Raw genomic sequence first — 15356 nt, 5'->3', positions numbered from 1 at the left:
GCTCATTCATCAAGCTGTTGCTTACTTCACAATGAGATCGAGTCGAAAATTTTTCATATTGCGTCTTATAGTATAAATTAGAGTGTTGCCTGCAATTCACCGACCGACATCATCCTTCAAAAATAATTCAACTAAGTTGTGACTTTTTCGCAATGTGGTACACTAATATAGTAGAGATTCAAAAATGTATAAAAATTAGTGGAAAAAAAAGAAAAATTTATAGCGGCTATAAAAGAGAAAGAAAAATTTATCTATAAAATCGCCTCTTTATATACCAACAATAGTGATGACAAGAAGGATTTAGTTCAAGAAATATTTTACCAGCTTTGGAAGTCTTTTGACACTTTTAATCAAAAATCAAGTTTAAGTACTTGGGTTTATAGAGTTGCCCTAAATGTTGCAATTTACCAACTAAAAATATCTAAGAAAAGAATAGCAACAGTTCCTATTGATGAGGAAGTTTCAGAACATCCCAATAATGACAATACAGAAAATGAAGAAAAATGGCTTTTATTCAAACAACAAATTGACAAGTTAAATTTATTGGACAAAGGAATTGTTATGCTTTACCTTGACAATAAAAACTATGATGAAATTGGAGAAATCATTGGTCTTTCAACAAGTAATGTAGGGACAAAACTTTCCAGAATTAAAGAAAAATTGAAACAGCAAATTTTAAAAAAATTCTAATTATGGAACTTGACGACTTAAAAAACACTTGGAATGAAATGGACAACCAAGTAAAAGGGAAACAAAATTTAACTCTTAAAACATTTGACAAAATGAGCAAACGGAAATTTCATTCAAAACTATACAAGATAATATTGCCAGAAATATTGGGAAGTCTTATTTGTATCAGCAGTGCTTTTTTTATAGGATTCAATTTTGACAAATTGAATGGAGTCTTCTATCAAATTATCGGTGTATTAGGAATTTCAATTTTTGTAATAGTGACGACAATTAGTTTGCTCAGTCTTCAAAATTTGAACAAAGTGGGAGATGTTGGCAAACCATATGTGGAAACCTTGAAAGATTTCGCAACTCAAAAAATAAAATTTCACAAACTTCAAAAACTAAATCTAAGGTTTAGCTACCTGCAGTTAGTGATTGTCGTGCTTTTATTGCCAAAGTTTTTTTCAAAAAACGGGATACCATACAGCATATATTTTTATACATTTTCATTTTCTTGCTGCTTTATCTTTTTGCTATTCTTCTCCAAATGGGTAATGAAAAGTTACAACAAAACAATCCGACAAACAGAAGATTTATTAAAAGAGTTAACGGCTTAAACGATTGCAACTGCAGGCAACATGGGGTTTGTTGCTATGCTGGCCTACGAATAAATTCTCATCTTTTTGTTCGCTATCAGCTGCAGTCCGGTCATACGTAATTCTATTCGACTTTTGTTCTTAACTTCATCATTAGTAATTGTATTGGGCTTCAGTTCCGAGCTGGACGAAAATAATTTCCAGCACAGCAGCAAGCCCTGCTCGTTGACACGAAATCGTGTAAATCTAAATCAGACAATTCATGACATTGACAAAGTATTGATCACACGTCTAATTTGTTTTACACTTTAGAATTTTACCTGGTATCTACTCAATAATAAATTTGTAACCCCTACCATGTACGTTAATAAATTTAAAGGAGTTATCATCGCTTAATTTCTTACGTAATTTAGACACCAATACATCGACATTTCTACTGATCACAACTATACCTTCATCTTCCCAAATTTCTTTCATCAGTTTTTCCCTGTCTACGATCTGGTTTATATTTTCTGCAAATATTTTTAGAGCTTTTGTTTCTTTTTCCGAAAGCTCAATAGTTTTATTCTCACTTTTAAGAACATTATTATCTGTATGGAACTTAAAGTTTCCTAATTGTATGTAATCACTATTATCGACGATTGATGCTGCCTCTTCTTTTTTCCGAAACTTATCTTTCACATAATAACCAACAAAAATCAAAGGAATAATGAACAGCAATAACAAAAAGAAATTAAATTGAGTTTTCTTCAAAAGTTCAATTTCAACAACATAACAACTAACCTCCAGCGTACGACCTCTGCAAGGTGTTAGATCGCCTGTCTGGCTATTTATTTCGAATGCAAAGACAGTTTCATTTTGTTTACAATTCCTCAAATTCACTATATAATCATTTGCCAGGGCATTTTTTTGAAATGTTCGTTGAACTAAATTGATGAGTGTGTCTGAAATAAAACCAAAGTCATTTTGAAAGGAGATCTGGTATGTAGTTGAATTTAATTTCTTAACCGGCATCACCCGGGATGAAGAATCTTTAGCTGTAAGCAAAAGTTGATGTCCTAAATCACGCAATACAACTTCTACATGCTTCCCGGGGATCTCATTCTTTTTATTGATAAATGCAACAGCAGAGATCAAAATAGCAATTATCATGATTGAATATCCGAAAAGAACAAATGGCTTCATTATGCAAAATAATATATTAAACCCCAGTTTTCGGTCGTTTTACAAACGTTTTACGCATCCTTTACATCTCTTTACTATTAAAAAGCTTGAAGATAGTTGACGCCCAATACCTTTACTTTATTCTTTAACCAAATAAAGTATAGTCATGAAAATCTTTAGCCTTTCGTTTTTACTCCTTTTTCTTTACCCCTTTGTATTTCCGATCACGGATAGTGAGCAAAAACTAAATAATAATAAGCCGGGGGTTGCAAACATCGTTTTTAAATCTACTGATGGCGGACAAAGCTGGCAGGACATCAGCAAAGGGCTGCCGGAAAATTTGCAGAAAGATAGTATCCGGGGAAATAGCTTCTTTGCAAATGATAAAGGGCTGTTTTTAAGGGTTGAAAACGGACTCTATCACAGTACACCAAATGCTACAGCTCCTTTTTGGACCAAAGAGATTTTCGCTGACGAACATAGCAGCATTCCCCCTGGTAAGTCCGGGATATTTTACTGGGGTGCAAATCTGAAAAAAACAAACGGAACGAGTGTATGGTCGCCGATATTCGAAATTTTTCAGAGACCAGGAATACGCACCACTTTTGAGACTGCCGGAGGTACACTTTTCATCGGCACCGACAGAGGCTTTTTTAAAACTGATAACAATGGAAAAACCTGGAAACATGTCCATGCCGGAGACTTGGTAGGGCATTTGGCAGAGTCGAATGGCGTACTGGTGGCGATCAGTAATAGAAGGATAATAAGATCGACTGATAATGGCGAAAACTGGGAGTTTGTGACCAGTGAGGGTGGTGCGGTTTTCGATGTAAAACAGGTCAACGGTGGATTCGCTGCTTTGACTCCCACTTCAGCGAATATCAGGGGGGTAAGTACATCCTACGACGGCGGTAAAACCTGGCAGCCCGGTGATGCCGGCCGTCAGGACAAAGTTGTTATTGATTCAATATTTCGGACCTGGAATGATCGCCCTCTTGTGCAAGCCTTCCAGACTTCAATTACCCAGGTTGGTGAAAACTTCATTTGTACTCATCCTGACGGCATTTTCAGATCATCAGACAAGGGAAAAACATGGAAATTATTACTTCCTGCTGTAGAAGATAAGGGCTTCAATTTATTTGTTTCAGGCAACGCCATTTATGCCATTTCCATAACCAGAGGTGGAGGATGTTGAAAACTCAGGTTAACATTCATGCATTGTTTAAAATTACCGCAGGTGGCGGATATGATTAGTTATGCCCAAGCTGAAAAAAAATAAAAACGATGAAAAAAAGTATAATGATATTGATGTTGGTTACAACAGGATTTTTTTGCTTCGGGCAAAGCAGTACAGATTCCGTTTATGTAGGAACTGTGGATTCGGTAAAAGCTAAAGTTGTTATCGATCGGGAACCGAACGGCCCAACCAAAGCCGGACTTGCTAAAGCAATCGAGGATGGAACGATTTATAACTCTACGTCGCCTTATCATAACGATTTGCACGAATTTACTTATTCAACGGCCATGCGGGATTATTGTACTAAAACTCTATCGCAAATGCGTGATAATGGTGAAGTGAATAAGAAGCTTTCTAAGAAATTAGAAAAGGAATTGTCAAAGGCTAAGGCAGAATTAGCTTTAGCAAAATTTAATGGTTTAAAAATTGAGTCGGGGATGTATGAAGTGTTTTTGAAAAACATCAATGATAAATTTAAGGATTAATGCAGTGGCGTTTTCCTTTTATAGAAGGTAAGTCCTTCAATTTATCTATTTCAGGCAACGTGATCTATGCCATACCCACAAATAAAGGATGCTGAAAAACTCAGGTTAACATTCATCCGTTGTTTAAAATTACCTCAAGTGGCGGATAAGGTTAGTAAGATTAAAGTTTGCTTGTATATTAACCCTGATGTAGAATAAACAGGAAAAAATTAATAAAGCAAATGACCAAAATTGCACATATTTAAGTGCTGTGCGTCCTACAAAAAAATAACGGCAGAATGAAAGTAAAATCAGATAGGCAAAACATATTTATCCTTTGCTGCACATTTTTGATTATTGTATCAAACTCTTGCATCAGTCAAAGTGAATCAAATAAAGAAAATCAGGTAGTACAGACTAAAACTGACAGCAAATTGTTGAAGTACACAACCGGGGTTCGTTCAATTTTAGAAGATAGTAAAGGAAATATTTGGTTTGGTAGTTATAACGAAGGTGTGTGTTTGCTTCATAATGGTGATCTCCAATATTTCACAACAGAAAACGGATTAAGTGACAACCAGGTCAGGAGTATTTATGAAGATAAAAATGGCATAATCTGGTTTGAATGTGGCAAAGGATTAAGTATTTATGATGGTCAAAAAATAACTGTTTACAAAGAAAGAAATTATAATTCAAAAAACGAGTGGAAACTAAATGACAGTGACCTTTGGTTTAAAGGTGATGAAACAGCTGGCTACAACAAACTTGAAGGGAATCCAGGGGCGTATCAGTATGACGGAAAAAAACTTTCGTATCGCACATTTCCTGTCAAAACAAAATCAGGGCAAGAGAATCACTATTCAATTTCAACAAATTTTGTCAGAAGTAAAAATGGAACGGTTTGGTTTGGAACTTATGGTGCATTGATTGGGTACAATGGTAAGCAATTAAAAGTGTTTAATAATGACTCATTAGGATTAAATGGCACAACCGAATCTTTGCATATTCGATGCATAATGGAAGACAGCAAGGGTAATCTATGGATTGGAAATAATTCTGGTGGCAGTACAATTGGGGGCATCGGAGTATTAAAATATGATGGTAAAGAATTCATCCATTTTACAAAACAACATCAATTAAGAAAAGAAGACACCAAAGGTAATTCCCTGGACAGAGTTTTTTCCATTGGAGAGGATGCTTCAGGGAATATTTGGTTTGGGACCGTAGAATCTGGTGTATGGAGATATGATGGCAATTCCGTGAAAAATTTTACCAAAAAAGATGGTCTCGATGGTGACTTTATTTGGATTATTTACAAAAGCAAAACAGGTGAATTGTGGTTTGGTGGAGGTCCCAATGGTGTGTATCGTTTCACTGGCAAGTCTTTTGAAAGAATATATTAACTATAAGTACGAACGCACAAAATTAGGCTTGGTTTGTTGCTGATTTTAAAATTATTTGTCAATTATTTTTGCATTTCTTGTTTTTCATTTGACATTAAAAAGAACATACGGTGCAAATAGTCGAAAACAGACAAGCAATAAACTATTCGAGCAACAAATCGAAAATTAAAGACCTGTCAAGAAGGTTAAATAATAGATAAGTATTGGTGCGACAATTTATTCTCAACCAAAAGAGTATAAAGGCATCGCATTGACAAAATAAACCAAAACAACCATGCAATCGAAAGCCAAAACACCAGATGACTATATTGCTGAATTACCGGCGGATAGAAAAGAAGCAATTATAAAATTGCGCAAGGAGGTGTTGAAAAATCTTCCGAAAGGTTTCAAAGAAGTGATGGGTTACGGAGCGATGGATTATGTGGTTCCCCATTCCATTTATCCTGCGGGTTATCATTGTACACCTTCGGATCCCTGCCTTTTGCAGGTTTTGCAAGCCAAAAACATTTTATCGCTTTCTATCATATGGGTATTTATCCTGATCCCAAGCTCCTGGCCCAATGCAGCATCCCTAGAGTAAACACCGTTCACCTTTCTTGATGTTCAGATAATTTGAATAATCATGACCTCGCCAACACACTGCAAACATTTTTCGGTTTGACATATTTCCCGGCAACATGAACTAAGCCCCTGACTGCAGGTTTTTATTGGTTACATTTGAGATAACTTAAATTAAACCTTAGCAGATGATCACAACTATTATAATTAGTGTTTTTATTTTAGGATACATTGCCATTGCTTTTGAACATCCGCTAAAACTCAATAAAGCTGCTTCTGCTTTAATTACAGGAGTACTTTGCTGGACAATTTATATCCTCCAAAGTGATTCAACTCATACGGTAAATGAGGAACTGCTGCATCACTTAGGAGAAATCGCATCCATTCTTTTCTTTTTGTTAGGGGCTATGACCATTGTAGAACTTATAGACTCACACGATGGCTTCGACATTATTACTGAACAAATAAAAACCACCAGTAAGCGAAAGCTATTGCTGATTGTAACAGCACTTACATTTTTTCTTTCTGCCTTGCTGGATAATTTAACTACAGCGATCGTGATGACATCTCTTTGTTCCAAAATATTAAATGAGAAAGAAGACAGACTTTGGTTTGCCGGTATGATCGTAATTGCAGCCAATGCAGGTGGTGCATGGTCGCCATTAGGTGATGTTACTACGACCATGCTTTGGATCGGAGGGCAGATCACTGCATTGAATATTATGAAGCAACTCATACTGCCGAGTATTGCCGTTTGTATTATCCCTGCATTAATTGTAGCATATCGTTTTAAAGGGAAAAAATTCAGTGCTATTCCTGAATCAACTTGTACACCAAAAGAAAAAAAAGATGGTAAGATCATTCTTTTTTTCGGCGTGGGTTTTTTAATTTTTGTGCCCATTTTTAAAACACTGACCCATTTACCGCCTTTTATGGGCATGCTGCTTGCGTTGGGATTTATGTGGGTAATTACAACAATCGTCCATAAAAGCAAAGAGGCAGAAATTGCAGCAAGATTTACAGTAGCTAAAGCATTAAAGAAAGTAGATACGCCAAGTATTTTATTTTTTTTGGGGATATTGTTAGCTGTATCAGCCCTTCAATCTTTTGGTTTATTAAAAGAAATGGCAGACATACTTAACTCCACTTTTAAAAATGATTATTTAATAGGTAGCACATTGGGGTTACTTTCTGCCATCGTGGATAATGTGCCTTTGGTTGCAGCATCACAAGGCATGTATGATCTATCAACCTATCCAACGGATCATCCTTTTTGGGAGTTTCTTGCATTAACAACAGGAACAGGAGGAAGTGCTATTATAATTGGTTCAGCGGCAGGGGTTGCAGTGATGGGAATTGAGCATATTGATTTTATGTGGTATCTGAAAAAAATCAGTTGGCTGGCATTGATCGGTTTTGTTGCAGGTATACTAGTGTTTCTTTTACAAATGCAGTTCACACATTAGTTTAAGACTTTATAGGCCTGCAATTCTCCTGAACAGAAAGATATAAGTAATACTTGCTGATAATAAAACTCCTGCTGAACTTTCTTTACTGCAAAATGTTTCTCATTCATTGTTGTAATTTCAATCACCCAAAAACCTGCTTTTTAATGAAACCCATTCTAAAACCGGGCCTCATTGTTGTAGTAATAGCTCTTGCAGCATGCAATAACAACAGTAAAACTCCTAGAGAGCCTCTTATGAACAATGAAGAAAAAATAAAAAATGAACTGAAGCAAATAGACTCATTACTGCAAAACGAAAAGTTTGCGTTGGAAATGGCAATGGAACTCGAAGCTGCTTATTATGTTGGTGCCGGGCAAACAATTCCGCCCTTTTTTAAACCGAATGAAGATAGTTTACTGATAGATAAATCTGTGAAGGAAGAAAAGATCGCAACAAATGTTGCCGGTTTTTATGCATTGGAATGTGGTATAAATTATTTATGCAGCCGCAGCGATCTTACTCCATTGCAATGGATAGAAAAAATCCTTGACAAACACGCTGATGATTCAAACATATTAATTCTAAACCGTTTTGCTAATGCTACCTGGAAAGCCGGTCAGCCGTTCCGTAGTCTTGAAAGAATAAAACGTTCCAATTTTATTAGTGCATCTGCTTTATCAATTGAGGAAGTAGAGAAAGATCATCGCCAGGTAATGAATGCAGCTTCGTTACTGAAAACCGTAATGAAACCAGATAGCAAGCAAGCACAATTGGAACAATTACGCAGTTTATTGCGTGATAAAGACTTTGCTTATCGCATCGCTGCTTATTTGGATTCCTCTTATTATACAGGTGAAAACAAACCCGTGGTGCCTTTTATTTCGCCGGAAGAAATGAATGCAATAAAAATGAAAAGTTATAGAGAAGAAAAGATAGCCATGAATATCGCCGGTTTTTATGCAGCAGAATGTGCTATGAATTACATGGTAACAACAAGGAAAGTATTGCCATCGTCAGTACTGCAAGAATTAGTTGACAATACCATTTCCACCGATGAAAAATTATTATTTGCCCGCTTTGCCAATGCTACATGGAAAGCAGGCCAGCCTTTCCGCAGTCTTGATCGCATTACAAGGGAAACATTTACACCATTTAATTTTCTTAATGAAGCTGACGTAGAAAAGGACCTGGTACAGGTAAAGGCTGCATCAAAAAAAATATTGCAACTCCTTCAAAAAAAAGAAGAAAGATCCTCAGTCTCATTTGCGAACTAGCATAGCTTTTTTAGTTAGCTGATCCAAAACATAAAAAATGCCGGTTATAACAATTCCAAACGGAAAAAGTTTTTATTTCCTTACCTTGAAATAAACTCTACCATCATGACAAAGCACACTATTTCCTTTTTTTGCCTGTGCCTGTTCTGTTTGTTTACTTCAACTACAAACGCACAGTCAAAAAAATATCTTTCACCAGATGATTATGGCAAATGGCAAAGTTTGGGTGCTACTACTATTTCGCCCAATGGCGAATGGGTAGCTTACCAGGTAACTGTACAAGAAGATAATGACACGCTGTTTATCCTTAACAAACAAACACAAACCAGCTATAAATTAGAGTTTGCCTCTTCACCGGAATTTTCCAAAGACAACCAGTGGATCGCTTATCGCATTGGTGTTCCATTTAAAGAAGCAGAAAAACTGCGGGAGCAAACAAAACCCATTGAATACAAAATGGGGTTGCTGAATCTTGTTACCGGTAAAAAAGAATCAATTCAAAATATTGGCAGTTTTGGTTTTTCCCGCAATGGTAAATTTATTGTTTCCTATCTCACTCCTCCAAAAGAGAATAAAGATAAAGGCGCTGTATTGCTGTTAAAGAATTTATCAGATGGAACAACACGTACTATCGGTAACGTAACAGAATATAGTTTTAATAAAAAAAGTGATTATCTCGTTTATATTGTTGAATCGGCTAATGCAGCGGGCAATTCGGTCGAGCTTTTCAACCTGCAGAATTATTCATTGAAGATACTGGCCAGTGATACATTAAAATTTTCCAAGCTCACCTGGCAGAAAGAAGGTGACGGGCTTGCCTTTATTAAATCATATAAGAAAGATAAGTATGACGAAGAAAATGCTGTGGTATATTCTTACACCGATATTTATAAAACACCCGTATTAAAAACATTTGACCCCGAAACAGCAAAAGGATTTCCGGCAGGCATGCGTATTTCTAATAAAGCTGTGGTGAGCATGAGTGATGATATGACATCGGTTTTCTTTGCATTAGATAAATGGACTTATAATGCACCACCGAAAAAAGACAGTGTGAAAACAGATTCAACCAAAGCAACAGTTGCTGTTAAGAAAGAAACTCCACCTGCTAAAACAGCGAATGTAGATGTATGGCATTGGAAAGATCCGGAGATTCAACCGCGTCAGAAAATGACATTGGGACAGGATACCAGCCGTGGTTATTTAAGTGTATGGAATACGGATAACAATACATTTTTCCAGTTGGCCAAAGAAGAAGCCCCGCTTACCCAGCTTACAGGCAACCAGAAATATGCAGTAGTGTATACTGATAATAAATATAAACCTGCTTTCAAAGAAGATTTTGCTGATGCCTGGGTGGTAAATGTAAAAACAGGTACAGAAAAACTCGCCTTTGAAAAAACAATGTCTGGGTTTAATACTTTTCCCCGCACTTCACCGGATGGAAAGTGGCTGGCTTATTTTAAAGACAACCATTGGTGGACCTATAATATACAAACAGGTCATAACACCAACATCACTGCAAATATTAAAACTGATTTCTGGAATACAAGAGATGATCACCCCGCCAGCAGGCCGGCAGTTGGTAGCGGTGGCTGGCTAAAAGACGATAAAGCAATACTATTGTATGATGAATACAATGTTTGGGCAGTAAAACCTGATGGAACGGGTGCAAGAAAATTGACTGAAGGAGAAAAGGATGAAACAATGTATCGTGTTTATCGTACCGATTTTGAAGACCCTTTTCTTGATGATAGCAAACCTGTTCTGTTCAGCGCATATGGAGACAAGTCAAAAAAGTATGGCTTCTTTAAATATGAAAAGAACAAACTGGATAAACTTCTTTTTGAAGATGCACAGATCGGTCGGTTATCAAAAGCAAAAGATGCAAACACTTTTATTTATACAAAGGAAGATTTTGATAAATCACCTTCTTTATTTGTGACCGATAATTTCTCCGGTGAAAAATTGATAGCAAACACTAACCCTCAACAAAAAGATTATTACTGGGGTAAAAGTGAATTGATCTCTTACACAAATAAAAACGGAAAGAAGATGCAGGGTGCATTGTTCTATCCCGCCAATTATGAACCGGGAAAACAATACCCGATGATCACCTATATTTATGAAACACTTTCTAATACTGTTCACTCCTATTCATCCCCCTCACAACGCAGTGCTTACAATACTGCCAATTTTACAAGCAGCGGTTATTTTGTTTTCCGGCCGGATATTGTATATGATATAAATGATCCGGGTGTAAGTGCAGTCAATTGCGTTGTGCCCGCTGTGGAAGAAGTATTAAAGACTGGCATGATCGATAAAACCAAGGTTGGATTGATGGGTCATAGCTGGGGTGCTTATCAAACATCTTTTATTATTACTCAAACAGATCTTTTCAGTGCTGCATGCGCCGGTGCACCACTTACCAATTTGATCAGTATGTCCAATTCTATTTACTGGAATAGTGGTACACCTGACAGTAAGATTTTTGAAACCAGCCAGGGACGTTTTGATGGCCCTTGGTATGAAAAGATGGAAGATCATATGCGCAACTCGCCTATGTACCAGGCGGCTAATATAAAAACGCCGTTGCTTGTTGCGTTCGGTGATAAAGACGGTGCTGTTGACTGGCACCAGGGAATAGAAATGTATAGTACTATGCGTCGTATGCAGAAGCCACATATCATGCTGGTATATGCAGATGAAAATCATGGATTGGCAAAAAAGGAAAACCAAATTGATTACCAGAAACGTCAGCGGGAATTTTTTGATCATTACTTGCTTGGCAAGTCGGCTGAAAAATGGATCACTGATGGTGTTTCGCAACAAGAGAAGCTAAAGCAAAAAGCAAAAGAAACTCCTGCAAAACCATTCTGATAAATTTTTACTCAGTTGTTGGTGTTCAAGTTTAAAACTTGTTTCAAGATTAGTAAACTACACCAACAACTGACCCTTTATTAACCACATGAATAAACCAGAAATTTCCGGCATCGCTCCATTCTTCATCGTAAAGAATGTTCCCGCGGCACTGTCATTTTATCGTGACCGTCTCGGGTTCGACATCACATTTCAAGGACCCACTGATGATGACATCTTTTTCGGCATTGTACAACGAGGGGCAGCAATGATCATGATGAAGGAAATTGGTGTCGATCCCGTACCGAACTATACACGAGATATTAAACAAGGTATTGCCCGATGGGATGCTTACATGTATGTTCCAGATCCCGATGCACTGTCCGCAGAATTCTTGTCACGTAATGTCGAGTTTGTTACACCTCTCCAAAACAACGATGATGGCTTGCGGGGATTTGAAGTCAAGGATGCTGACGGATATATGTTATACTTTGGACGTCCAAATCCATAATTCCAACAGATTTATGACTAATATTTTTTAACCCGTTGTTGGTATGCATTATAGATATAAATAAAAACGACCATTTAATAATGGTCGTTTTTTTAAGTAGTATGTTTTAAATTTTATTTTTTCTTATGCCCAAAAACAAACCTGGCCATAAATCCGAACCCACCGCCACTGAAGTCTGTGTTATCGATTATCCAGAATGTTGGTCGCCAGTCTGCACCAAGTACTATCGGTACAGTTTTAAAACGGTATTCAAGTCCGGCTTCACCACTGATACCTAACCAGAAGGGATCAGAGAATAACAGAGAGGGTCCTGCACCTAAATACCAATAAAAGGCTTCCCCTCCTAAAGGCTTGTGTAAAAAATCCCATAAGAGCTCAACACCAACACCACCGTTAGCCTCGTTACCGTTTCCGTTATCGTCTCCAAAAGAGACATCCAGGTGAAGACGGTTAGCTTTTCCCGATCTTAACATCGCATCTATTGCGATATTATTTCCCAATACCGAACCACCACGAACACCAAGTTCCTGGGAAAAGACACTGCAACTAAAAAGAGCAAAAGCTGTGAGTACAAGTAGTTTTTTCATAAAAATTCTTTTAGGTTTAATAATTAATGGTAACTAAAGTTAAACTAATCGATTCTAAAATAAAAAAAGAAAATCAAACTGATTACCAGAAAAATGGATCACCGATGGTGTATCTCAATAAGATAAGCTAAAACAAAAAGCAAAAGAAACGCCGGCAAAGCCTTTCTGATAGATTATTAATTTATAAATAAAAACTATTTTATTTTTTGCTATTTATAGCAGGTGGATTATCCTTCCATCGCCAAAGATAGAGGCATGCATAAGTGCGGTAAGGCGCCCATTGATCTGCAATTTTTAATATTGCAGCGTTCTTTGTTTTCTTTTTCCTGTGCTTTAATTCATACAGCCCAATTACTGCCTGTTGTAAACCCAAATCATCAATAGCAAACAGATCTTCGCGGCAGAGGGCAAACATCAGCAACATTTCCGTTGTCCAGCGGCCCACTCCTTTTATCTGTGTTAAATAAGCAATCACTTCTTCATTGCTCATTTTTTTCAGTTTATCAAAACCCATTCCATGTTCCAATTCAAACCGGGCTACATTTTGTACATAATTTACTTTGGCATTGCTCATACCAATGCCCCTTAGTTTTTCAAAAGGTGTATCCACGATCTGCTGTGCTGTTGGCTCAACTTCATATAAAGCCAGGAAACGTTTTTTAATAACACTGGCCACTTTAGTACTCAACTGCTGGCTCATGATAGAATAGCAGAGATAGAGGTAAAGGCTTTTTTGTTTCTTTAGTTTGAACGTGCCATGCTGCTCTATCAGTTTCTTTAGCTTTTGGTCTTTTGATAAGTGAGCTATATAATGCATGTACTGAATTATGAGTTCGTGAATTAAAGAAAAAAATTTAATCAATGCCCCAGCTCATCTCGCCACCTTTTTCATCTTTTAAATTGATCCCCAGCCTGGTCAACTGATTTCTTATTTTATCAGAAGTGGCAAAATCTTTTTTACCCTTTGCTTCTTTGCGAATATCAATAAGCAACTCCATTACCCCTTTTAGCTTTTCATTATCAGCTTCGGTCACACTCTTCAATCCCAAAATATCTTCCACATACACTTTCATCTGCTTTTGCAACAGCTCAAATGTTTCTTTACTCAATGCCGATACCGGAATCAATTTATCCTTTATTGAATTGATCACCGGTACGATCTCAAACATGCTTGCCATTACTTTTGCCGTACCGAAATCGTCATTCATAAACTCATCAAACTCTCCAATCAGTTTTTTCACTTTAGCATCCAATTCAGCATCAACCTCACCTCCTGACTCCCAACTCATAACTCCTAACTTCTCATAAGCATCCCACAGTCTTTTCAATCCCTTCTCAGCTGCTTGTAAAGCTTCATTACTAAAATCAAGAGTGCTGGTATAATGTGTCTGCAAAATAAAAAACCGCACTACCATCGGGTGATAAGCTTTTTCTAACCCCGGGTTATCGCCGCTGAATAATTCGGTAAGTTTAATAACATTATTGTAGCTCTTACCCATTTTCTTGCCGTTAATGGTGATCATATTATTGTGGATCCAGTAACGAACCGGGCTTACATGATTGCAGATGGTGCTTTGCGCAATCTCACTTTCATGATGCGGAAATAAAAGATCCATACCGCCACCATGAATATCGAATTGGGCACCGAGATATTTTGTTGCCATTGCCGAGCATTCAATATGCCAGCCGGGAAAACCAACACCCCAGGGACTTTTCCAACGCATGATGTGTTCTGGTGCTGCATTTTTCCATAAGGCAAAATCGGCTACATCTCTTTTTTCCTCCTGCCCATCTAAATCTCTTGTTGTTTCCAACAGATCGTCGATCACTCTTCCGCTCAGCTTTCCATAATCATGCGATGCTGCATATTTTTTTACATCAAAATAAACAGAGCCTTTCGACTCATATGCATATCCTGCTTTAATGATCTCTTCGATCATTCCGATCTGTTCAACAATATGACCTGTAGCCGTTGGTTCAATAGAAGGTTTCAGTGTATTGAATTGTTCCATCGCCCAATGATAGAGATTGGTGTATTTCTGCACCAACTCCATCGGTTCCAGTTTTTCCAGTACAGCTTTCTTCGAAATTTTATCTTCCGCTTCACGACCTTCTTCTTCAAAATGCCCGGCATCAGTGATATTGCGTACATAGCGGACCTTGTAACCCAGGTAGGTTAAATAACGATATACCACATCGAATGTGATATATGGTCTTGCATGCCCAAGATGTGATTCACCGCTTACGGTAGGTCCGCACACATACATACCCACGTGGCCGGGTGTGATGGATTTAAATACTTCTTTCTGTCTTGAATACGAGTTGTATATTTTTAGTTCGCTCATGATATTTTTTGTTACCAGCTCTTGTGCTGCTATCATCATCTGTTGCGTCGCACTCTTGTACTTTGGTAATTCTATTCAGCAATAGTGAAACGTCAAATGTGAAAAGTGAAACGATAATTATGCGGTTTGACGTTTTACGTCTCCCGTTTCATTTAAATAAAAAACTGTGGCAAAAATAGGGCACTGCCCTGAGAAAGGGAATTTAACAACATCGCAGATTATAATAGCGTGGCTTCAT

14 protein-coding genes are annotated in these 15356 nt (G+C 37.3%); 10 read left to right on the top strand and 4 right to left on the bottom strand.

All coding sequences use genetic code 11. The annotated features are described in order from the left end of the window. Positions 1-198 precede the first annotated feature (198 nt). Both E6H07_06750 and E6H07_06745 read left to right on the top strand, forming a co-directional pair. Positions 199-690, top strand: a complete 492-nt coding sequence (locus E6H07_06750) for an RNA polymerase sigma factor (GenBank protein TMI65604.1) — start codon at positions 199-201, stop codon at positions 688-690. Between the two features lie 2 nt (positions 691-692). Then, on the top strand, positions 693-1289 hold the full coding sequence (locus tag E6H07_06745; protein ID TMI65603.1) for a hypothetical protein: 597 nt from the start codon (positions 693-695) through the stop codon (positions 1287-1289). A gap of 306 nt (positions 1290-1595) precedes the next feature. On the opposite strand, the gene E6H07_06740 is transcribed toward E6H07_06745, so the two are convergent. Beyond that, entirely contained in the window at positions 1596-2453 is an 858-nt protein-coding gene (locus E6H07_06740; protein ID TMI65602.1) for a helix-turn-helix domain-containing protein, read from the bottom strand. Positions 2454-2598: 145 nt separating this feature from the next. Between E6H07_06740 and E6H07_06735 the strand changes: the two genes are divergently transcribed. From E6H07_06735 to E6H07_06700, 8 genes are all read left to right on the top strand, one after another. Continuing rightward, positions 2599-3627, top strand: coding sequence for an exo-alpha-sialidase (locus E6H07_06735; GenBank protein TMI65601.1), 1029 nt, complete (start codon positions 2599-2601; stop codon positions 3625-3627). An 89-nt stretch (positions 3628-3716) separates the two neighbouring features. Continuing rightward, positions 3717-4154 carry a hypothetical protein gene (locus E6H07_06730; GenBank protein ID TMI65600.1) on the top strand — a complete coding sequence of 146 codons (438 nt, stop codon included), beginning with the start codon at positions 3717-3719 and terminating at the stop codon, positions 4152-4154. Positions 4155-4432: 278 nt separating this feature from the next. Continuing rightward, positions 4433-5536 carry a hypothetical protein gene (locus E6H07_06725; GenBank protein ID TMI65599.1) on the top strand — a complete coding sequence of 368 codons (1104 nt, stop codon included), beginning with the start codon at positions 4433-4435 and terminating at the stop codon, positions 5534-5536. A 274-nt stretch (positions 5537-5810) separates the two neighbouring features. Further along, positions 5811-6116, top strand: a complete 306-nt coding sequence (locus E6H07_06720; GenBank protein ID TMI65598.1) for a hypothetical protein — start codon at positions 5811-5813, stop codon at positions 6114-6116. A gap of 166 nt (positions 6117-6282) precedes the next feature. Next, entirely contained in the window at positions 6283-7560 is a 1278-nt protein-coding gene (locus E6H07_06715; GenBank protein TMI65597.1) for a sodium:proton antiporter, read from the top strand. A gap of 146 nt (positions 7561-7706) precedes the next feature. Then, positions 7707-8816 (top strand): hypothetical protein, encoded by a 1110-nt coding sequence (locus tag E6H07_06710; GenBank protein ID TMI65596.1) that lies wholly within the window; start codon positions 7707-7709, stop codon positions 8814-8816. Between the two features lie 105 nt (positions 8817-8921). Further along, positions 8922-11696 carry a S9 family peptidase gene (locus tag E6H07_06705; protein ID TMI65595.1) on the top strand — a complete coding sequence of 925 codons (2775 nt, stop codon included), beginning with the start codon at positions 8922-8924 and terminating at the stop codon, positions 11694-11696. An 88-nt stretch (positions 11697-11784) separates the two neighbouring features. Beyond that, a complete protein-coding gene (locus tag E6H07_06700; protein TMI65594.1) occupies positions 11785-12186 on the top strand; it encodes a hypothetical protein in 402 nt (133 codons plus the stop codon). Between the two features lie 113 nt (positions 12187-12299). Here E6H07_06700 and E6H07_06695 read toward each other — a convergent pair whose 3' ends face one another. From E6H07_06695 to E6H07_06685, 3 genes are all read right to left on the bottom strand, one after another. Continuing rightward, positions 12300-12773, bottom strand: coding sequence for an outer membrane insertion C- signal (locus tag E6H07_06695; GenBank protein TMI65593.1), 474 nt, complete (start codon positions 12771-12773; stop codon positions 12300-12302). Positions 12774-12972: 199 nt separating this feature from the next. Further along, a complete protein-coding gene (locus E6H07_06690; GenBank protein TMI65592.1) occupies positions 12973-13590 on the bottom strand; it encodes a DNA-3-methyladenine glycosylase 2 family protein in 618 nt (205 codons plus the stop codon). A gap of 37 nt (positions 13591-13627) precedes the next feature. Beyond that, positions 13628-15121 (bottom strand): cysteine--tRNA ligase, encoded by a 1494-nt coding sequence (locus E6H07_06685; GenBank protein ID TMI66485.1) that lies wholly within the window; start codon positions 15119-15121, stop codon positions 13628-13630. Positions 15122-15356 lie beyond the last annotated feature (235 nt).

The sequence above is a fragment of the Bacteroidota bacterium genome, from assembly GCA_005882315.1.
GTDB lineage: Bacteria > Bacteroidota > Bacteroidia > Chitinophagales > Chitinophagaceae > VBAR01.
The sequence above is the reverse complement of the archived record's forward strand: the minus strand, read 5'-3'. Positions and strand labels throughout refer to the sequence as shown.